We start from the raw sequence: 21,467 nt of genomic DNA on the forward strand, positions 1-21,467 counted from the left end.
TTAATAATAGCCTGATTATCAATATAGATTAACTAATGCACAATTGCACCACTGATGTTTCATCTTAATTTCTGGTTCGGAGTGTGTATGAGTTTATTCATGTCTTACAAATTAGCGTCACTGGCGCTAAACAATCGCATTGTGATGGCCCCTATGACTCGGGCGCGTACCATGCAGCCAGGCAATATTCCTAATGACCTGATGGCGCAATATTATGCCCAGCGTGCCTCGGCGGGGTTAATCATCACAGAAGCGACACAAATCTCCGATGACAGCCAAGGCTATTCATTTACGCCGGGCGTGTATACCGCGGAGCAAATTGAGGGTTGGAAAAAAGTCACAGCGGCAGTGCATCAGGCTGGTGGTAAAATCTTTAATCAAATTTGGCATGTTGGCCGGGTATCACACCCGATTTTTCAGCAGGGTAATGCCCCGATTGCGCCATCGGCCATTGCGCCCGTTGGCACTAAAGTATGGATTGTGGATGAAGCCCATCCTGAAGGACAAATGGTGGATTGCCCAGAACCTAGGGCTATGGTGCAAGCGGATATCGACCGCGTTGTGGCCGATTTTGCACAGGCGGCAGTGAATGCGGTTGCGGCGGGTTTTGATGGCATCGAAATTCACGGCGGCAATGGTTATCTGATTGACCAGTTTTTACGCACCAATTCAAACCACAGAACCGATACCTACGGCGGTTCTCAGGAAAATCGCATTCGTTTTTTACTCGAAATTGTCCAAGCCGTGAGTGCGAAAATTGGTGCCAATAAAGTCGGGGTTCGCCTCGCCCCTTACGTGACGTTTAAAGATATGGCGTGTCCTGAAATTGTAGACACTATTCTGTTAGCGGCTAAGCATTTATCGGCATTGGGCGTGGCCTATTTACATCTTTCAGAGGCGGATTGGGATGATGCGCCCAAGGTGCCAGAATCCTTTAGAGTCGAGCTGCGCAGAGTCTTTAAGGACAGCATTATTGTTGCGGGTCGCTATGATGTGGCGCGTGCCAATGAAGTGATTGATAACGGTTATGCGGACTTAGTTGCCTTCGGTCGACCTTTTATTGCGAATCCTGATTTGCCTTACCGTTTAATGCATCAATTGCCTTTATCTGCATTCGACAAAGGGCCCTTGTTTGGCGGCAGTGCGGCGGGTTATACCGATTATCCTACACACAACGAAGCATTGAGAGCCGTCATCCGTTCGGATGACGATGAGGTGGCATAATGGATAGGGTTAACCGTTTATCTGTGCAGCGATATCCCGCATGGCTCAGTCTAAGCTTATGGTTTTCAGGCGTTATTGGTATCGTAATTGTGGGTTTTAGCTTAGCCAGTCTGAGCATGGATGCGTTAGCCGCTCAAGGGGCAACAACACAGGATAGTGCTAAAGTGCGAGCGGCGTTAGTGCCAAAAGTGGCGGCAATGGAAACAATTTCTGATGAATCACCGCAGGTACAAGCTATCGCCCGCGCCGCTTTGTTATATGCCAGTTTTTGGCACACGGGCGATGCAAGTTTTGCCCACGGCGCATTGGCGACTGGGTTTATCGACCGTACTCTGCCCGCTGGCCGCGCACAGGGAATCACGGGGCCACTCGAAGCCTCAAAGGCATTTAGGGCAGCGGTCCCCGATCTCTCTGTTTCAGTTGAGCATTTGCTAATAGTTGGCGATCGTGCAGTGGTGCGGCTGCGTTTTAATGGCCGTTTTACTGGTGTCTTTGGTGAGCAACAAGGCCAGGGGCAGAAAATCGATTTTCGTGCTGTTGACATGTATAGAGTACGGGATGGTTTCATCACAGATAACTGGCACCTCGAAGATTATCAAACGCTATTTTCTCAATTAGCTGCAGGGACTCAATCATGAATCAACGTCGACGATTTTTAATGGCAGGTGGCGCCATCGCTGCTGGGTTCGGCCTAAGCCAAACGGCGCTTGCTATTGGTTTACCCTCATTAGATACCTTAGAAAATGACTCCAAAAGTTCAGGTGGCAGTGGTATGAACAAAATATTTTGGCCAAGTGGTGAGCAGTTAGTGATTTCAATCTCAATGCAGTTTGAAGCAGGTGCTCAAGATAAAAATGCCGAAGGGCCGTTTCCGCCGATGGAAAAGGGCTATCCAGATACCATCACCCCGACTTGGTACGACTACGGTATGAACGAAGGCATTCCAAGGCTGCTGCGTCTGTGGCGTAAGCACAATATCAAGGTGACTTCTCACATGGTTGGGCGCGCCGCTGAGCTACATCCTCAACTTGCCAAACAAGTTGCAGATGAGGGGCATGAGATTTCGGGCCACGGACAAACATGGACGCCACAATACAGCATGTCGCCAGCAGAGGAACGCGCCTCCTATGTGGCGAGTATTGAGACGCTGCAAAGGATCACAGGTCAGCGCCCCTTAGGTTTTAATGCCTTTTGGATGCGCCACAGCACTCAAACCCTCAATATTTTGCAGGACTTAGGTTTTATTTATCACATCGATGACCTATCGCGGGACGAGCCTTCAATTATCCCTGTAGGAAATAAGCCCTTTGCAGTTGTGCCTTACACTTTACGTAACAATGATATCGGCCGTTTTGGTGGCAATACTGCTATGACTGCCGCGGCCTTTTTGCAGGAACTAAAGGATGAGTTCGATATGCTCTATCAAGAAGGTTCGACGCAGCGACGGATGATGTCGATCAGTGTGCATGACCGTATTGGTGGCGCTCCTGGATTGGTGACCGCTTTAGATAAGTTTATTCAGTACGCTAAAGGTCACACTAACGTAGGCTTTATGCGTAAAGATGCCATTGCTAAATGGGCGCTGGCGCAAAAGGACACACCGACCAATCCTGCAAGAACCTTTTAGCCTGCTATAACTCTTGCTCTCGTTGATGGCAGTTGGAAGAGGTTTGAATGGTTAACAAAAAGCGCGTTGTTTAACGCGCTGTTTGATTTTGGGAACCTTATTACTGCGGGTCGGAAGCGATTAACGCGTGGCGAACATGGCCCAAGTGCGGCGACCTTGCTCCAGAATGATCCCCACGGCAAGTCCCGCAGCGGCGTTGATGGCAAGGCAAGTCACAGCGGTTGATAAAATCACAAAGATACAGAAGGGCTTACCATCGATTAAGCGTTTTGACCAGGCGAGTTGCAGCCCCGCCGTGGTGAGTAAGCTGCCGAGAATAGCCATAGGGATAAGGCTTAACAGCCAAGCGATATTGGTGCCCCAGCATAGGGCTATCACTACGCACGTACTGCCAAAAATTAACGGCGCCAGATAAGTGCGGGCACCAAAATGGTATTGCACTGCTAATCCGCCTGCGCCGTGGCACATGGCCGAGGCGCCAAAGGGCGCGAGCAGCAAGTTGGCAAGCCCTGAGCTTATGGCGAAGTTTTTGGGCGTGAGTTTGGCGGCATCTTCGGGGAACTTCTCCTGTGCCATTACAGAGGTGGCAATCACCGCATTGGTTAAGGTTAATGCCAGTTGTGGTAGCACTAATAAAATGGCGGCGGAAGTCCACTCAATAGAGGTCGGCCAAGCTAACTGAAATGGCGCTGTCATGGCTTGGATATCAAAGTTAGTGGCTAGATTAGTTTGTGTATTGGCCTGCCAAATCATCCCTGCCGCTATGACTAAGGGCATGGCAAGATAACGCAGCGGTAAAAACTTACTGATAAATAACAGGATAAAAGCGCCCACCCCAAGCAGCCAAAACTCACTCATCATCTTAGCGCCCATCCACATGAGTTGCAGACCAATCGCTAATTGAATGCCGACACTCACAGCTTGGGATAACTGTTTGGCTAACCAAGTAATGGCGCCGCTAAAGGCCAATATTAGCAGGATTACGCCCATCAACATGGCACTGGCTTGGAGCATTCCTGGCGTTAAGCCTTGGGCTATGACGAGGGCCGCAATGACTTTCATCGGTTGTATGGGAATGGGGCGGCGATAAAACAGCGCGCTTAGAATGGCGAATAGACCAAACCCCAAAAATATCCCTTGGGGCGAAAATTGATTGAGGGCAATCAGCCCTAATACTAAAGGCAAAAAAGTACCTAAGTCGGCGAAGGCGCCACTGGTTTCACCGAGTAAACGATTGATAGGTTGAGTGATGAGATTTGTTGGGGTTTTGCCCGGGATCATAAAGGTTGCCGCAATTGAACATATACTCACTAGGCAAAATAAATGCCAGATTTTTAAGGGTTTAAGGGGGCTGTAGGGAGCAATTTTCTGTATTATTTTTAAGCGGGTAGACATTTTGGCTACCCACCGCATGTTGCCTTGGCCTAAATGTCAGTTATAGGCTTTTAACCCAATAGACCATAGGTAACTCCCTATGGTCTATTGCGGATAAGTTATGGTCAGCTAAAGGATTGAGTGAAACGTAGTCACTTCCTCCTGATTACATTTGGTTGTGCATGTCGTTGAGTGCTGAATGTAATAGGTCATCGTCATTCGGATTCGTGTGAAGTTCTGTTACATCAAATAGGTCGAAATGACGATCTTTATGTTGCTCCTTTTCATTATCTAATAATGGGTTTTCAAAATGGTTCACCTCAGGGATAGCGTGCATCGGTGCATCAATATCATTGAAGTGATTGCTTGAGGATAGCGTAGGCAATAATTCCACTGGCACAGAAGGAGATAGGCTCACTGTCGTTGGGCTAAGTCCTAACATTTGCAGGTAGTGATCAACCGGTGAAGCTTGGGCTGCAAAGTGTGCATCCGTTGTCGTGAGAGGAGTGCCATGACTAGAAGATAACGACAGCTCGCTGAGGTTCCCTATATCTCCCTTGGCGGTATTCGAAGGGAGAGGCTGGTCGTTATTACCTGTTATGGCATCCGTCACGGTAAGCTCGCCTTTAGCCACGATCGCGCCAGCTGCTATAACGTGATTGTCCTCGACCACACTGCCACTGTCGGCTCCTGCGATCACTGCACCATCATTCTGGTCGTGGATAGTAATTGACACCTCATGCGCCTTGCCGTCTTCGCTATGCACGGTGATGGTGTCAACCAGGGTCTGGCCATCGCCCAGCTGCTGCACTTCGGGACGGCTGTTGTCGAGTTGGTAAATCCAGTCGCCGTTGACGTCGATGCTGAAGCGGCCGTAGTGGGTGGCGGTGTCGGTCTGCGGCTTCATCACCGATTGGCCGGCGTCGGCGTCCTGCACCTCGATGAAACCGGAAATCTGCTGGCCGTTGTCCTCCAGCACATGGGCGCTGTCGAACTCAAGCGGCGCAATGGCCGGCGGCATGAAGCCGGAACCCTGCACGGCAGCGCCACCGCTGGCGGCCGCCACGTCATGCATGACCGGCGTCAGGTGAACCGCGCTTTCTTCCGGGTGAAGCACAAAATCCGTATACGGATAGCGGCCCGAGAGCATTCCGGGGTTGCCATTGTTATAGGCGTAGACACCCACTTCACTGGCTTTTGCGTCGGTGAACACCACCTGATACCCGGCGCCCTTGGCGTGCCAGGCGATCATTTCGCTGATCGGGACTTCGGTCAGGGTGCCGCCATGGGGACCAAAGGCCTTCGCGACACTGCCATCGGGCGAAATGAAGGAAATGCCCGCGTTCTTGATGATGACCAGGGCCCGCTCGAACGGGTACGTGTCGGCACCTTGGAGCATCATGCTGGCGAGGTACTTGAAATTCGGATGGCTCATCCATTCAAACGCATGGCCGATCTGGCTGTAGGCATCGTCCGATTGCGTCGGGCCGCCATGGGGCACAAAAGCCGGGGCATCGTCCTGGCCCTGGATGGTCACGGTGATGGTCTGCGCCGTGCCATCGGCGCTGTGCACGGTGAAGGTGTCGGTCAGGTGCTCGCCGGTCTTGAGCTGCTGGATCGCCGCTAGCTTGTTGTCGGCTTCGTACAGCCAGTAGCCATTCTGATCAATGGTGTAGTGGCCGTACTTGGCGACCACCGCGTTTTGCGGAACAAACTGGGCCTGGCCCGCATCCGGGTCGACGATGCTGAGCTGGCCAAAGTGCTCGAGATTGCCCTGCGAATTGACCTGCTGATCTTCCGTCACCGTGACGGCGGTGTCGCCGCCGATCAGCGCCGCATGGCTGACGGGTACCCCGCTGAGATACAGGGTGAGGTCCGCTGCGCTGGCGGTCTGGTGATTACCGCCTTCTTCCGCACGAGCGGTCACCTGGATGCTGACATCGCCCTGGAAGTCATGCGGCGCCCGCAGGGCCAGCGCATCCTGGTCCCAGCCTGTGGTCTCGATCACCTGCCCGGCTGTAGCGACCGTGGCGCTGTGGCTGCCATCGGTCAGCGTGAAGCCAACCGGGAGGCCATGGATGGCGTAGCTCAGCGTCTCGCTGCCATCGGTATCCGCCAGCTGGTAGCCGAGATAGGGCTTGAGCAGGATGTCGTGATCGCCCAGCGTCAGGTGGTCGGGGGTACCGATCTGGATGTTGTCGAACAGGGCACGCGCCTCGCCCTGCCCCGTGGCGCGGAACTCCAGGCGCGAATTGCCGCCGGTGGCCACCAGATCGTAGGCATGGTGCTGCATGGCGTAGGTGCCGGCAGTCGGGCTGATGGTGTCGACCACCTTGCCTTCCCACAAGACCTCGACCGGCGTCATTGCAAAGCCTGGGCGGGCCGAGAGATCAAAGCCCACATGCACCGTCTGACCGGCCTGGGTGGCCAGGTCGCGGTAGATGTTGCTGCTCCAGCTCGCGGTCAGGCTGAGGATCTGGTTGTTGCCGCTGCCGCCGTAGAGCCGCTCCTGGCCAATTTCCACACCGCTGGCTTCAGAGCTGTGCCAACCCAGCGGGGTTGGGTCGGACAGCTTCCAGCCGCCCGCCCCCACATCGACGTTGTTGAAGTCGGTGGTGATCGAGAGCCCGCCCCGGACCGGCGCATCCGCTACCGGCGTGATGTCCAGCGTGGCAAAGGCATCGCGGCTCACCGTCCCGTCGCTGACGCTGAACTTCAGGTCCACATCCTGGCCGCTGAAGTTGGCGGCCGGGGTGAAGGTGTAACCGTGCGTGGCGTCGCCGGTGAAGCTACCGTGCGTGCTGGTCAGCGAGCCGGCCACGATGTGCAGGCTGCTGCCGTCGTCCGCATCGCTGGCGCCCACCGCCTGCAGCAGCTCGGCTTCGGTGAACACGCGCGGTGCGTCTTCATTGATGGCGCCCAGATCGGCAGCCGTAGCCGCCGTGCCGTCGGTCACCAGCGGGCCGTCATTGCTGCCCTTGACGGTAATCGTCAGGTTCTGCGTGCTGGTGGCACCCGCGCTGTCGGTCACGGTGACAGGAATGACCACATCCTGCGTCTGGCCCGCAGCCAGATGCTGGTAGCTGGCATGGCCGGGGTCGAAGCTGTAGCTGCCATCGGCATTTAATGTGAAGCCATCGACCGCGTTAGCCAGGCTGAAAGTTTGCGTGTCGCCAGCATCGGGGTCGGTGGCGACCATGTGGCCGGTGAGTCGGGTGCCGTCTTCGGTCACGGCCTGCGTCTGTGCAGCCAGCACCGGCGCGTCATTGACCGGCGTGATGCTGAGCGGCAGCGTGCTGCTGATCGGCTGGCTGCCGCCGGTGACCGTCAGCGTGAGCGCTAGCTGGTCGGCCGAGACATTGGCGACGGGCGTGAAGGTCCAGCTGCCATCGGCGTTGTGCGTGACATGGCCGAAGGCCGGGTCCACCTGCACATCGCTGAGGCTCAGATGCTCGCCTGCGGCCGGGACTACGCCAGCCAGCTGCAGCAGCTCGTGTTCGCTGAAGCTGCGGGGCGTGTCTTCCGCCGTGGACAGGCGCTCGAAGCTCAGCGGCAGCGGCAGTTCGGCCGAGGTGACGGTCTGGTGCGTGGCGCTTTCTTCGGTGCGTGCGCTGATTTTCAGGTCGATCAGGCCTTCGAAATCCTTGGGCGCCTCTACGGTCACGGCATCCATCTGCCAGCCTGCCGTGTCGATCACCTGCCCGGCCGTCGTGACGGTGACACTGTGGCTGCCATCGCTGAGCGTGAAGCCCACCGGCAGACCATTGATCAGGTAGCTGATGGTTTCGCTGCCGTCGGTGTCGGCCAGGTGGAAGGCCTGACCCACATCCAGATGCAGCGCATGGTTCACAAGCGCCACCTGGGGCGGCGGACTGATCTGAAGGTTGTCGAATAAGGCCCGCGCATCGCCCTGGCCGCTGGGCCGCAGCTCCAGGCGCGAGTCAGGTCCCGTGGCCGTCAGGACATACTCATGCCGCTGCATGTCGTAGGCCTGGTTGCCCGGCGTCAGGGTGTCGATGACCTTGCCCTCGAACAAGACCTCGATGGTCGCCGCAGGCCGTCCCGGGCGCCCGGTCAGGTCAAAGCTGAAGACTAGGGTCTGCCCGGCCTGGGTGTTCAGGGTGCGGTAGAAATTCATGGGCGACGAGGCCAGGCCCGACAGCTCCAGCAGACTGTGGCTGTCGGCGCCGCCGTAACGGGTGGCCGTGCCGATGTACACCCCCTCATGGTGGTCGGTATGCCAGCCTACCTGGGTCGGATCAAGGTAAGCCCAGCCGGCGCTGCCGGGATTCTGGCTACTGATGTCGGGATGGATGGACAGCATGCCCGCGACCGGCGCGTCGGTCACGGCAGTGATCTGCAGCGGCAAGGCGACCTGCTGCGGCTGCGCGCCGCCAGCCACGGTGAGGTTCAGCGCCACCTGGTCCGCCGACACATTGGCCGCCGGGGTGAAGGTCCAGCTGCCATCGGCGTTGTGCGTGATCTGGCCAAAGGCCGGGTCCACTTGCACATCGCTGAGGCTCAGGTGCTGACCCGGGGCCGGTACCGCGCCGGCCAACTGCAGCAGCTCGCGTTCGCTGAAGCTGCGCGGCGTGTCTTCCGCCGTGGACAAGCGCTCGAAGCTCAGCGGCAGCAAGAGCTCGGCCGAGGTGGCGATTTGGTGGGTGGCGCCTTCTTCGGCGCTGGCGCTGACTTTCAGTGCCAGCTGGCCTTCAAAATCGGCAGGCGATTGCAGCACGAGGGCATCCAGCTGCCAGCCCTTGAGGTCGATCTGCTGCCCCGCCGTGGTCGCAGTGACGCTGTGGCTACCGTCGCTGAGGGTGAAGCCGACCGGCAAGTCCTTGATCAAGTAGCTCAGCGTCTCGCTGCCGTCGGTGTCGGCCAGCTGGAAGCTCTGGCCCAGATCCAGATGCAGCGCATGGTTCACCAGCGCCACCTGGGGCGGCGTTGTGCTGAGCTGCAGGTTGTCGATCAACGCGCGGGCATCACCGGAGCCAGTGGCGCGCAGTTCCAGGCGCGAATTGGCGCCGGTGGCCACCAGGTCATATTCATGGTGCGCCATCGCGTAGCCGCTGGCGGGCGTGATGGTGTCGATGACCTTGCCTTCCCACAGCACCTGCAGCGGCGCGATGGCAACGCCAGCGCGCGCCGAGAGGTCAAACCCGAAATGAACGACCTCGCCGGCCGAGATGGACAGGTCACGGTAGAGATTGGCGTCACTGCTGGCACTCAGGCTGACGATCTGGTTGCTGGTGCTGCTGCCGCCATAGAGTTTGTCCTGACCCAGCTCGACACCCTGGGCATGGTCGGTGTGCCAGCCCATGCCGGATGGGTCGACCATGGCCCAACCGGCGGAGCCCACCGCCTGGTGGTTGAAGTCCGTGAGCTCGGTCTGCCCCCCCGCACTGAGTGGCGTGTCCACCACCGGCGTGATACTCAGCGCCAGCGAGGCCGTGAGCGGCTGGGCGCCACCGGTAACGGTGAGGGTGATGGGCACCTGATCGGCCGACACATTGGTCGCCGGGGTGAAGGTCCAGCTGCCATCGCCGTTGTGGGTGAAGTGGCCGAAGGCCGCATCCACCTGCACATCGCTGAGGCCGTAGGAGACCCCGGCTGCGGCATGCAGGCCGGCGAAGGACAGCAGTTGCGCCTCGCTGAAGTGGCGCGGGGTGTCCTCGATCACCACCGGGGAATCGAAGCTCAGTGCCTGCGGCACAAAGGCAGTGAGAGCACCTTGCTGGTGATTCGCACCCTCTTCGGAGCGCGCCGCGACCTGGAAGCCCACGACGCCTTCGAATCCGGTGGGTGCCATCAGATGCAGCTGGTCCGGCGCCCAGCCTTGCGTGTCGATCACCTGATCCGCCTTGGTGACGGTGACACTGTGACTGCCATCGCGCAGCGTGAAGCCGACCGGTAGACCCTTGATGACGTAACTGAGCGTTTCGCTGCCGTCCGTATCCATCAGGTGGAACTGCGTGAACGTGTCCAGGCCGCCCAGAGAAACGGGTTGAGTGGACACCACGGGCAGCGGCTCCCGCATACGAAGCTGTGTGTAATCCACGTTCACATGCGCAAATTGGCCTGCGCCATCATGCGTGCGCAGTTGCAGATAGCCCTGATCGCTGTCGGCCAAGAACCTGAAGCTGTGCTCCGCACCCCACCCCCCTTCCGGGGTGTAGCTGGAAACGACTTGCCCGTTCCAGACCACATCAAGCTTGATGTTGCCGCTGGAATAGGCACTCAGGGTCAGCTCATAAATTTGACCTGGCTTGGTGGCGAAATGGGTGCCGACCGTTGCATCGTCCGTGCCCCTCATCACGAGCCGCGTGTTGGCCCCACCATTGGCCCGTTCCAGGTGCAGATCTCCCCCTTCGTTATTCCAGCCCTGCACCGTCGCCGGCATCCTCTCAAAGCTTGTGTGCGCTTGGAAATCGACCGAAGAAACAAGGGTCTTGGCCTGCCCTGACTCCGGCAACTCGCTCACGCGGAGTGTGTCGGCCACCGGCGTGATGTCGAGCTGGCCATGCGCTTCGCGGCTGACTGTGCCATCGCTGACGCTGAACTGCAGGTCCACATCCTGGCCGCTGTAGTTGGCCGCCGGGGTGAAGGTGTAGCCGTGCGCGGCATCGCCGGTGAAGGTGCCATGCGCCGACGTCAGCGAACCCGCCACGATATGCAGCTGGGCGCCGTCATCCACATCGCTGGCGCCCACCGCCTGCAGCAGCTCGGCTTCGGTGAACACGCGCGGTGCGTCTTCATTGATGGCGCCCAAATCCGCTGCCGTGGCCGCCGTGCCGTGGGTCACCAGTGGGCCGTCGTTGCTGCCGGTGAGGGTGATCGTGAGATTCTGGGTGCTGATCGCGCCAGCGCTGTCGGTCACAGTGATCGGGATGATCACATCCTGCGTCTGGCCAGCGGCCAGATGCTGGTAAGCCGCATTGCTCGGATCAAAGCTGTAGCTGCCGTCGGCGTTGAGCGTGAAGCCGTCCGCCGTGGCCGTGGTGCTGAAGGCCAGGGTGTTGCCGACATCCGGGTCGGAGGCCAGCACATGGCCGTTGAACACGGCCGCGTCCTCGGTCACGGCCTGGGTCTGTGCCGCCATGACCGGCGCGTCATTCACCGGCGTGATGCTCAGTTGCAGCGAACTGCTGATGGGCTGCGCGCCGCCGCTCACCGTCAGCGTGAACGGCACCTGGTCGGCATTGACGTTGGCCGCCGGGGTGAAGGTCCAGCTGCCGTCGGCGTTGTGGCTGAACTGGCCGAAGGCCGCATCCACTTGCACATCACTGAGGCTCAGGTGCTCGCCCGCTCCCGGCACCACGCCGGCCAGCGCCAGCAGCTTGCTCTCGCTGAGGGTCAGGGGGGTGTCTTCGGCCGTGGCGAGCGGCTGGAAGCTCAGGCGCACCGGCAGTGCCGCGGAACTGGCGGTCTGCTGGTTACCGGCCTCTTCGCTGCGACCGGTGACGCTGAGCTCCAGCGTGCCGGCAAAGTCCTTGGGCGCTTGTACAGCCAGCGCGTCCTGGTTCCAGCCCTTCGTATCGATCACCTGATCGGCGGCCGTGACCGTGATGCTGTGGCTGCCATCCGTCAGGGTGAAGCCCACCGGCAAGCCCTTGATGAGATAGCTCAGCGTTTCGCTGCCGTCTGTGTCGGCCAGATGCAGATTGGTGGGCAAGTGGAGCTGAAGCTCGCTGTTGACCAGGGCCTCGCGGTCCAGATGGGGCGTGTCGCCGATCTCCAGCTTGTCGAAGATGGCGCGCATGTCGCTCTGATCGCCAACCACACGCAGCTCCAGCCTGGAATGCTCGCCGGTGGCTGTCAGCTGATAGTCGTGACGCTGCAGGCTGAAATCCGAACCCGATGGCGTGAAGCTGTCGATGACCTTGCCTTCCCACAAGACTTCCACCAGGGGCACGGCCCAGCCGCTGCGCGGCGAGACATCGAAACTGAATTTCAGCTCCTGGCCGGGCACCGTGTCGAGCACGCGGTAGAAGTTGGCCGAGCTGTCCTTGCCAGCCCCGGAGGAAATCATTTCCAGCGCGCGGTCACCACCGCTGCCACCGAACACATCCTGCCGCGCCACTTCCGAGCCCTGGGGCGCATCGGTGTGCCAGCCCAGGGGTGTGGGGTCAGCGAACTGGCCGTGCAACAGGGTGCTGTCGAAGTCGGTCTGGTGGGCGAGCGAATGGGTCTCGCCGGTGTATTCGAAGACCGGGACATCGGCCACCGGACGGATGTCCAGCCGGGCAAAGGTCGCCTGGTTGACACCACCGTCGCTGACGCTGAACTGCACATCGACCTGCTGGCCGCTGAAGTTGGCGGAGGGCGTGAAGGTGAAGCCGTGGGCGGCATCACCCGTAAAAGTGCCGTGGGTGGAACTCAGCGAACCCGCCACGATGTGCAGGTCGTTGCCATCGTCAACGTCGCTGGCACCGACCGCACGCAGCAGCTCGGCCTCGGTGAACAGGCGCGGCGCGTCCTCGTCCACGGCGCCAAGATCGCCCGCCTTCGCTGCGCTGTTGGCCACCACCTGCAGGCCGTCGTTGGTGCCGGTGAGGGTGAAGGTGAGGTTCTGTGTACCGGTCGCCCCGGCGTGATCTGTCACCGTGATCGGGATGACCACATCCTGAGTCTGCCCTGCCGCCAGATGCTGGTAGCTGGCATGCGAGGGGTCGAAGCTGTAGCTGCCGTCGGCATTGAGTGTGAATCCGTCAACGGGGTGGGCCAGGCTGAAGCTCTGCGTGTCACCGACATCCACATCGGTGGCGACCATATGACCGGTGATAGGGCTGCCGTCTTCGGTCCCCGTCTGGCTTTGTGCCGCCAGCACCGGCGCGTCATTGACCGGCGCGATGCTGAGCTGCAGCGGGCGGCTGAGCGGCTGGCTGCCGCCGGCGATGGTCAGCGTGAACGGTACATCGTCGGCATTGACGTTGGAGGCCGGGGTGAAGGTCCAGCTGCCATTCGCGTTGTGGCTGAACTGGCCGAAGGCCTGGTCTACCTGCATATCGGCCAGCGTCATGGCCTGTCCGGCAGGCGCATGAACACCGGCCAGCTGCAGCAGCTTGGATTCAGTGAACACCTGGGGCGTGTCCTCGTACACCCGCAGTTGCTCGAAGCTCAACCGCATGGACAGCTCGGGTGAACTGGCGGTCTGCTGCGTGCCGCTCTCTTCGGCTACCCCGCTGACTTGCAGATTCACCTGGCCCTGGAAATCCTGTGGTGCCTTCACCACCAGCGCCGCCTGATCCCATCCCTTGGTCTCAATGGCCTGACCGGCCGTGGTGACGGTGATGCTGTGGGTGCCGTCGGTCAGGGTGAAGCCCTGCGGCAGGCCCTTGACCACGTAACTGAGGGTCTCGCTGCCGTCAGTATCGGCCAGGTGAAACTGTGCGCCGAGATCCAGATACGCATCGCCATTGACCGGGCTGAAGCGCGCCGCCACCGGAGAGACGCCGACGTCCAGGTTATCGAAGATAGCGCGCATATCGCTCTGCGCGCCCACCACGCGAATCTCCAGACGGGGCTGGCCAGCAGTGGCGAGTAAATCGTAGTCATGGTGCTGCAAGCCGAAGCCCGTGCCCGAGGGCGTGAAGCTGTCGATGACTTTGCCTTCCCACACCACTTCGACCAGCGGTACCGCCCAACTATTGCGCGGTGACACGTCAAAGCCGAAACGCACCATCTGGCCCGACGCGACGTCCAGCACGCGGTAGAGATTGGGCGAGTTGACCGCGCCGGCGCCCTCGGAGATCAGTTCCAGCGCATGGTCACCGCCGCTGCCGCCGAACACGTCCTGCCGCGCCACTTCCGAGCCCTGGGGCCCATCCGTGTGCCAGCCCAGGGGTGTGGGATCGGCGAACTGGCCGTGCAACAGGGTGCTGTCAAAGTCGGTATGGATGGCCGTCAGCTGGCCATCGGCCGGCAGGTCGAGCAGCGGCGTGTCGGCCACCGGCGTGATGTCCAGATGCAGGGTGCTGCTGATCGGCTGCGCACCACCGTGTACGGTGAGGGTCAGCGGCACCTGATGGGCCGAGACGTTGGCCTCCGGCGTGAACGTCCAGCTGCCATCGGCGTTGTGGCTGAAATGGCCGAAGGCCGGGTTCACCTGCACGTCATCCAGCGTCAGGACCTCTCCCAAACCCGCACGGATACCGGCCAGTTGCAGCAAGCGGGATGCAGAGAAGGTCTGGGGCGTATCTTCAACGGCCGTCAGCCGATCGAAGCTCAAGCGCAGCGACTGCTGGTCAGACGTCGCCGTCTGGTGGTTGGCGGTCTCCTCGGCACGGGCGCTGACCTGGATCTCGAGCTGCCCCTGGTAGTCCTGAGGCGCACGCAAAGCCAACGCATCCTGGCTCCACCCCTTAGTGTCGACCACCTGGCCGACACTGGCGATGGTCACGCTGTGCGTGCCGTCCGTGAGCGTGAAGCCTGGCGGCAAGCCCTTGATCAGGTAGCTCAGGGTCTCGCTGCCGTCGGTGTCGGCCAGCTGAAATGCCTGGCCCATATCCAGGTGCAGGGCCTGGTTGACCTCGCCCACCTGGGTGGGCAGGCCGATTTGGATGTTGTCGATGATGGCCCGCTTGTCTGCATCATCGCCCACCACGCGGAACTCGATGCGCGACTGCGGGCCAGTGGCCTGCAGGTCGTACTCGTGATGATGCATCTCGTAACCGGCGGTGCCCGGCGTGAACGCGTCGATGACCTTGCCTTCCCACAGCACCTCGATGCGGGCGACATCCCAGTTCTCGCGGCGCGAGGCATCGAAGCTGACGTGGAGCAATTGCCCGGTCTGCGTGTCGAGCTCGCGGTAGATGTTCGGCGAGTTGATGCTGGCGCCCTTGGACACCAATTCCAGCACCTGGTTTTTGCCCGTCCCGCCAAACACGTCTTCCGTGGTTTGCTCCACGCCGAACGTGGAATCGGTCTTCCAGCCCAGCAACGCGGGGTCGGCGAATTGCCCCGACAGTTGCACATCATCGAAAGTGGTCGACACCAGCGGACCCACGGGCTTGTCCGCCACCGGCGTGATATCCAGCTGCCCATGCGCTTCGCGGCTGACCGTGCCATCGCTCACGCTGAACTGCAGGTCCACATCCTGGCCGCTGAAATTGGCCGCCGGGGTGAAGGTGTAGCCGTGGGCAGCATCGCCGGTGAAGGTGCCGTGGGCACTGGTAAGCGATCCGTCAACGATGTGCAGGCTGCTGCCGTCATCCACATCGCTGGCGCCCACCGCCTGCAACAGCTCGGCCTCGGTGAACACGCGCGGTGCGTCTTCATTGATCGCGCCCAGGTCGGCGGCTGTCGCGACCGTACCGTGGGTGACCAGCGGGCCATCGTTGCTGCCGGTGAGGGTGATGGTCAGGTTCTGGGTGCTGGTCGCGCCAGCGCTGTCGGTCACCGTGATCGGGATGACCACATCCTGCGTCTGGCCAGCGGCCAGATGCTGGTACGCCGCATTGCTCGGATCAAAGCTGTAGCTGCCATCGGCGTTGAGCGTAAATCCATCGACCGCGTTGGCGAGGCTGAAGGCCTGCGTGTCGCCGCTATCGACATCGGTGGCGACCATATGGCCTGTGAGCTGCGTGCCGTCTTCCGTGACGGTCTGGCTCTGTGCCGCCAACACCGGCGCATCGTTCGTGCCCTGCAGCGTGACCGTGATCGTGTGGGTCGTGCCGTCGGCACTGGCCACGGTCAGCGTGTCGGTCAGGCTTTCGCCCGCCTTGAGTTGCTGGATGGCCGTCTGCGCGTTGTCGGCGCTGTAGGTCCAGGCGCCAGACGCATCGACGCTGAAATGCCCGTAGCCGGCGCTGCCGGCCACATCCGTTTGGGCAGTGAAATGCGTTTCGCCGGTATCGATATCGCTGATCGTGAGCTGGCCGCTCGCCTGCAGGTGGCCGGTGGTGACGGCCGCGTCCTCAGTGACCGTTCCCACATCCACGGCGCCGATCACGGCGCCGTCGTTGGCGCCCGTGACGGTAATCGTGAGATTCTGGGTGCTCGTCGCGCCCGCGCTGTCGGTCACCGTGATCGGGATGACGACAGCTTGCGTCTGCCCCGCAGTCAGATGTTGGTAGCTGGCATGGCTGGGGTCGAAGCTGTAGCTGCCGTCAGTGTTCAGCGTGAAGCCGTCGACTGCCTGCGCGACGCTGAAAGCTTTGGTATCGCCCGCGTCTACGTCAGTGGCGACCATATGGCCTGTGAGCTGCGTGCCGTCTTCGGTCACGGCCTGCGTCTGTGCTTGCAGTACCGGAACGTCGTTCGTGCCCTGGAGGGTGACCGTGATCGTGTGGGTCGTGCCGTCGGCACTTTGCACCGTCAGGCTGTCCGTCAGGCTGTCGCCTGTCTTGAGTTGCTGGATTGCGTTTTGCGTATTGTCGGCGGTGTAGGTCCAGGCGCCGGTCGCATCCACGCTAAAGTGGCCGAGGCCGCTACTGCCGGCCGCATCGGTCTGTGCCGTGAAGTGATCTTGCCCGGCATCCGGGTCGGTGACCGTGAGCTGGCCACTGGCCGCCAGCTTGCCCGTGCTGTCGATCGCATCTTCGTTCAATGTTGCCGCATCGACGCCGGCAATGACGGCGCCATCGTTCGCCCCCATCACCATGACGCGCACCACGGTACTGGCCGTGGCGCCGCTGCTGTCAGTGGCGGTGATCTGGAACACATCCTCGCCACGCTGACCGGCCGACAGTGCGTTCGTGTCGGCGTCCGCATTGTCGAGCTGGTAAGTCCAACTGCCCGATGCAGCATCGAAATCCAGATGCCCGTAAGTGCCCTGGCCCTGGCCACTCACCGACCAGCTCAAGGTATCGCCGGCATCCAGGTCGTGGCTGTGCAAAAGACCCGTGATGGTGGACGTCGCCGAATCTTCGCTGACGAAGCGCGCCGAGGCACGGGTGGCGCCGATCACCGGAACATCATTGCTGCCGTTGATGGTGACATTGATGGTGTGCGTGGTGCCGTCAGGGCTGTGTACCGTGAAGCTGTCGGTTAGCTGTTCCCCGGCCTTGAGGGCTTGAATCGCCGGATTGTCGTTGTCGGCCGCATAGGTCCAGTGGCCACTCGCACCGAGCACAAAACCGCCATAACCCTGCGCGCTCGCACCGAATTGCGCGGTAAACACGGCTTCGCCGGTATCGACATCGCTGATCGACAGGAGCCCGGACGCGGTGATTTTTCCGACGGTATTGACAGCGACATCTTCCGTCAGACTGCCGCTGTCGGTGCCGGTGATCACGGCGCCGTCATTACTGCCGGTGACGGTGATGGTGAGGTTTTGCGTGCTGGTGGCGCCGGCGTGATCGGTGACCGTGATCGGGATGAGCACATCCTGCGTCTGGCCTGCCGCCAGGTGCTGGTAGCTGGTATGGCTGGGGTCGAAGCTGTAGCTGCCGTCGGCGTTCAAGGTAAAACCGTCAACGGCATTGGCGATGCTGAAGGTTTGCGTGTCGCCGGCGTCCACATCGGTTGCAAGCATGTGGCCAGTGAGCTGGCTGCCGTCTTCGGTCACGGCCTGGGTCTGTGCCGCTAGCACCGGGGCGTCGTTCGTGCCCTGCAGCGTGACGGTGATCGTGTGAGTGGTGCCGTCGGCGCTCTGCACCGTCAGCGTGTCGGTCAGCGATTCGCCGGCCTTCAGCTGCTGGATGGCCGTTTGGGTGTTGTCCGCGCTGTAGGTCCAGGCCCCTGCTGTGTCGACGCTGAAGTGCCCGTAGCTACCGCTGCCAGCCACATCCGTTTGCGCCGTGAAGTGCGCTTCGCCGGTATCGGCGTCGCTGATCGTGAGCTGGCCGCTGGCCTGCAGATGGCCGGTGGTGACGGCGGCATCCTCAGTGACCGTTCCCAGATCCACACCGCCGATCACCGCGCCGTCTGCGGCGCCGGTGACTGTGATGGTGAGATTTTGCGTGCTGGTCGCGCCCGCGCTGTCGGTCACCGTGATCGCAATCACCACGTCTTGCGTCTGACCGGCGGCCAGATGCTGGTAGCCCGCATGGCTCGGATCGAATTGATAACTGCCATCGGCGTTGAGCGTGAAGCCGTCAACGGCGTTGGCGATGCTGAAAGTTTGCGTGTCGCCGGCGTCCACATCGGTCGCGGCCATGTGACCGCTGAGCAAGCTGCCGTCTTCGGTGACGGCCTGGCTCTGTGCCGCTAGCACCGGGGCGTCGTTCGTGCCCTGCAACGTGACGGTCACGGTATGCGTCGTGCCGTCCGTGGTGCTGACGGTGAAGGTGTCGGTAAGTGTTTCACCGGCCTTCAGTTGCTGGATCGCTGCCTGCGTGTTGTCGGCGCTATAGGTCCAGGTGCCCGATGGGCCGAGCACGAAGCTGCCATAGCCGTTCGCCCCGGTGCCGTGCTGGACGGCAAACGTCGCTTCCCCGGTATCGACATCGGTGACACCCAGCTTGCCGCCGCAGCTCAGGATATGCGTGGCACTGACCTGCTGATCTTCGATCACCGTGCCGGTGTCGGTGCCGCTGATGACGGCGCCGTCATTACTACCGGTGACTGTGATCGTCAGGTTTTGCGTGCTGGTTGCACCAGCACTGTCGGTGACTGTGATTGGAATGATCACGTCTTGTGTTTGACCCGCAGCGAGGTGTTGATAGCTCGCATGGCTAGGATCAAATTGATAACTGCCATCAGCATTCAGTGTGAAGCCATCAACAGCAGTGGTGGTGCTGAAGGTTTGCGTGTCGCCGGCATCCACATCGGTGGCGACCATATGGCCGCTGAGCTGGGTGCCGTCTTCGGTGACGGCTTGGATCTGGGCGCTGAGCACTGGCGCATCGTTCGTGCCCATGATCGTGACGGTGACGGTGTGGGTGGTGCCGTCGGTGTGGGTGATGGTGACCGTGTCTGTGGCCGTTTCACCAGCCTTGAGTGACTGAGTGCCGACGCGGCTGTTGTCTAGTGTGTAGGTCCAGGCGCCGCTGGCATCCATCGCAAAATTGCCCAGCGTGGTGCGCTGCTGCAAGGGCACGAATTCCGCGCTTTCGCCGGTTGCCACCAGATGCCCGCCGGTGACCGCCGACACGTCTTCCTTCACCACGCCAACATCCACGCCGCCAATGACGACGTTATCGCGTTGCCCCTGGATGGTGACCGTGATGCTGTGGCTGCTGCCGTCGGCGCTGTGCACCGTGAAGCTGTCGGTGGCGGTATCGGTGCTTTTGAGCGCCTGGACTTCGGGCTTGCTGTTGTCCAGTTGATACTGCCAGTGTCCGTCTTCGCCGAGTGTCAGACTGCCGTAACTGCCTGCTGTGGCGGTCTGGGCTATGAAGTGAGCCTGGCCGTCGTCCGTGTCGCTGATTTGCAGCTGTCCGCTGGCGGACAGGGTCTGGTCTTCGACGACCCGACCAATATCTGTGCCGCTGATGCGGGCTGCATCATTAGTGCCGGTCAGCCTGATCGTCAGATTCTGCGTGGCCGTCGCGCCTGAGCCGTCGGTCACCGTGATCGGGATGACCACGTCTTGCGTCTGACCGGCGGCCAGATGCTGGTAGCCCGCATGGCTCGGATCGAATTGATAGCTGCCGTCTGCATTCAGCGTGAAGCCATCGACGGCGTGGGCGATGCTGAAGGTTTGCGTGTCGCCGGAATCCACATCGGTGGCGACCATATGGCCGCTCAGCTGTGTGCCGTCTTCGGTGACCGCTTGGGTTTGTGCCGCCAGCACTGGCGCATCGTTTGTGCCCTGGATCGTCACGGTCAGCGTGTGGGTCGTGCCGTCCGTGCTGCTGACGGTGAAGGTGTCGGTAAGTGTTTCACCGGCCTTCAGTTGCTGGATCGCTGCCTGCGTGTTGTCGGCGCTATAGGTCCAGGTGCCCGATGGGCCGAGCACGAAGTTGCCATAGCCGTTCGCTCCGGTGCCGTGCTGAACGGCAAACGTCGCTTCCCCGGTATCGACATCGGTGACAGCCAGCTTGCCGCCGCAGCTCAGGATATGCGTGGCACTGACCTGCTGATCTTCGATCACCGTGCCGGTGTCGGTGCCGCTGATGACGGCGCCGTCATTACTACCGGTGACTGTGATCGTCAGGTTTTGCGTGCTGGTTGCACCAGCACTGTCGGTGACTGTGATTGGAATGATCACGTCTTGTGTTTGACCCGCAGCGAGGTGTTGATAGCTCGCATGGCTAGGATCAAATTTATAACTGCCATCAGCATTCAGTGTGAAGCCATCAACAGCAGTGGTGGTGCTGAAGGTTTTCGTGTCCCCGGCGTCCACATCGGTGGCCGCCATATGACCCGTGAGCTGGGTGCCGTCTTCGCTGATGACTTGGGTCTGGGCGCTCAGTACGGGTGCATCGTTCGTCCCCATGATCGTGACGGTGACGGTGTGGGTGGTGCCGTCGGTGTGGGTGATGGTGACGGAGTCGGTCGCCGTCTCGCCGTTCTTGAGCGCATCAGTGCCGGCGCGGCTGTTGTCCAGCGTGTAGGTCCAGGCGCCGCTGGCATCCATCGCAAAATTGCCAAGCGGGGTGCGCTGCTGCAAGGGCACGAACTCGGCGCTTTCGCCTGTGGCCACCAAATTGCCGCCAGTGACCGCCGACACGTCTTCCTTGACCACGCCCACATCCACACCGCCGATCACGACGCTGTCGCGCTGGCCCTGGATGGTGACGGTGATACTGTGGCTGCTGCCATCGGCGCTGTGCACCGTGAAGGTGTCGGTGGCGGTCTCGGTGCTCATGAGCGCCTGAACCTCGGGCTTGCTGTTGTCCAGCTGGTACTGCCACTGCCCGTCTTCGCCGAGCGTCAGACTGCCGTAGCTGCCGGCCGTGGCCGTCTGGGCGACGAAGTGCGCCTGGCCGTCGTCTGCGTCGGCAATCGTGAGCTGGCCGCTGACGGCTTGGGTGTTGTCCTCGGCGGTGCTGCCCGTGTTCACGCCGGCGATCGTCGGGCCGTCGTTCGTACCGGTAATTGTGATCGTCAGGTTCTGCGTACTGGTGGCGCCCGTGCCATCCGTTACCGTGATCGGAACGACCACGTCCTGCGTCTGGCCCATCGCCAGATGCTGATAGCTCGCGTGGCTGGGGTCGAAGCTGTAGCTGCCGTCGGCATTCAGTGTGAAGCCGTCGACGGCATTGGCGAGGCTGAACGTCTGCGTGTCGCCAGCATCGACATCAGTTGCAAGCATGTGGCCAGTGAGCTCGCTGCCGTCTTCGGTGACGGCCTGTGTTTGCGCCTGAAGCACGGGTGCATCGTTCGTGCCCTGCAGCGTGACCGTGATCGTGTG

At 60.8% G+C, this 21,467-nt stretch carries 5 protein-coding genes; 3 read left to right on the top strand and 2 right to left on the bottom strand.

Features of this window, described 5'->3' with window-relative positions; all coding sequences use genetic code 11:
- Nucleotides 1-87 precede the first annotated feature (87 nt).
- From Q4Q57_RS15965 to Q4Q57_RS15975, 3 genes are read left to right on the top strand one after another with little or no spacing between them, the layout of a single operon-like run.
- Nucleotides 88-1,224 carry an alkene reductase gene (locus Q4Q57_RS15965; protein WP_311891352.1) on the top strand — a complete coding sequence of 379 codons (1,137 nt, stop codon included), beginning with the start codon at nt 88-90 and terminating at the stop codon, nt 1,222-1,224.
- Nucleotides 1,224-1,862 (top strand): ester cyclase, encoded by a 639-nt coding sequence (locus tag Q4Q57_RS15970; protein WP_261272954.1) that lies wholly within the window; start codon nt 1,224-1,226, stop codon nt 1,860-1,862. The genes Q4Q57_RS15965 and Q4Q57_RS15970 overlap by 1 nt, the downstream gene beginning before the upstream one ends.
- Nucleotides 1,859-2,851, top strand: coding sequence for a polysaccharide deacetylase family protein (locus tag Q4Q57_RS15975; protein ID WP_006087074.1), 993 nt, complete (start codon nt 1,859-1,861; stop codon nt 2,849-2,851). The genes Q4Q57_RS15970 and Q4Q57_RS15975 overlap by 4 nt, the downstream gene beginning before the upstream one ends.
- A 120-nt stretch (nt 2,852-2,971) precedes the next feature.
- Here the strand turns inward: Q4Q57_RS15975 and Q4Q57_RS15980 are convergent, their stop codons facing one another.
- Both Q4Q57_RS15980 and Q4Q57_RS15985 read right to left on the bottom strand, forming a co-directional pair.
- Entirely contained in the window at nt 2,972-4,132 is a 1,161-nt protein-coding gene (locus Q4Q57_RS15980; RefSeq protein WP_311891353.1) for a putative sulfate/molybdate transporter, read from the bottom strand.
- 259 nt (nt 4,133-4,391) lie between these two features.
- Nucleotides 4,392-21,461, bottom strand: coding sequence for a VCBS domain-containing protein (locus tag Q4Q57_RS15985; protein WP_311891355.1), 17,070 nt, complete (start codon nt 21,459-21,461; stop codon nt 4,392-4,394).
- Nucleotides 21,462-21,467 lie beyond the last annotated feature (6 nt).

The sequence above is a fragment of the Shewanella sp. SP2S2-6 genome (assembly GCF_031931965.1).
Lineage (GTDB): Bacteria > Pseudomonadota > Gammaproteobacteria > Enterobacterales > Shewanellaceae > Shewanella > Shewanella baltica.

Bases quoted from the DNA above. Each gene is read 5' to 3' on its own strand.
- Q4Q57_RS15965 (WP_311891352.1), top strand. From the start codon at position 88: ATGAGTTTATTCATGTCTTACAAATTAGCGTCACTGGCGCTAAACAAT.
- Q4Q57_RS15970 (WP_261272954.1), top strand. From the start codon at position 1,224: ATGGATAGGGTTAACCGTTTATCTGTGCAGCGATATCCCGCATGGCTC.
- Q4Q57_RS15975 (WP_006087074.1), top strand. From the start codon at position 1,859: ATGAATCAACGTCGACGATTTTTAATGGCAGGTGGCGCCATCGCTGCT.
- Q4Q57_RS15980 (WP_311891353.1), bottom strand. From the start codon at position 4,132: ATGATCCCGGGCAAAACCCCAACAAATCTCATCACTCAACCTATCAAT.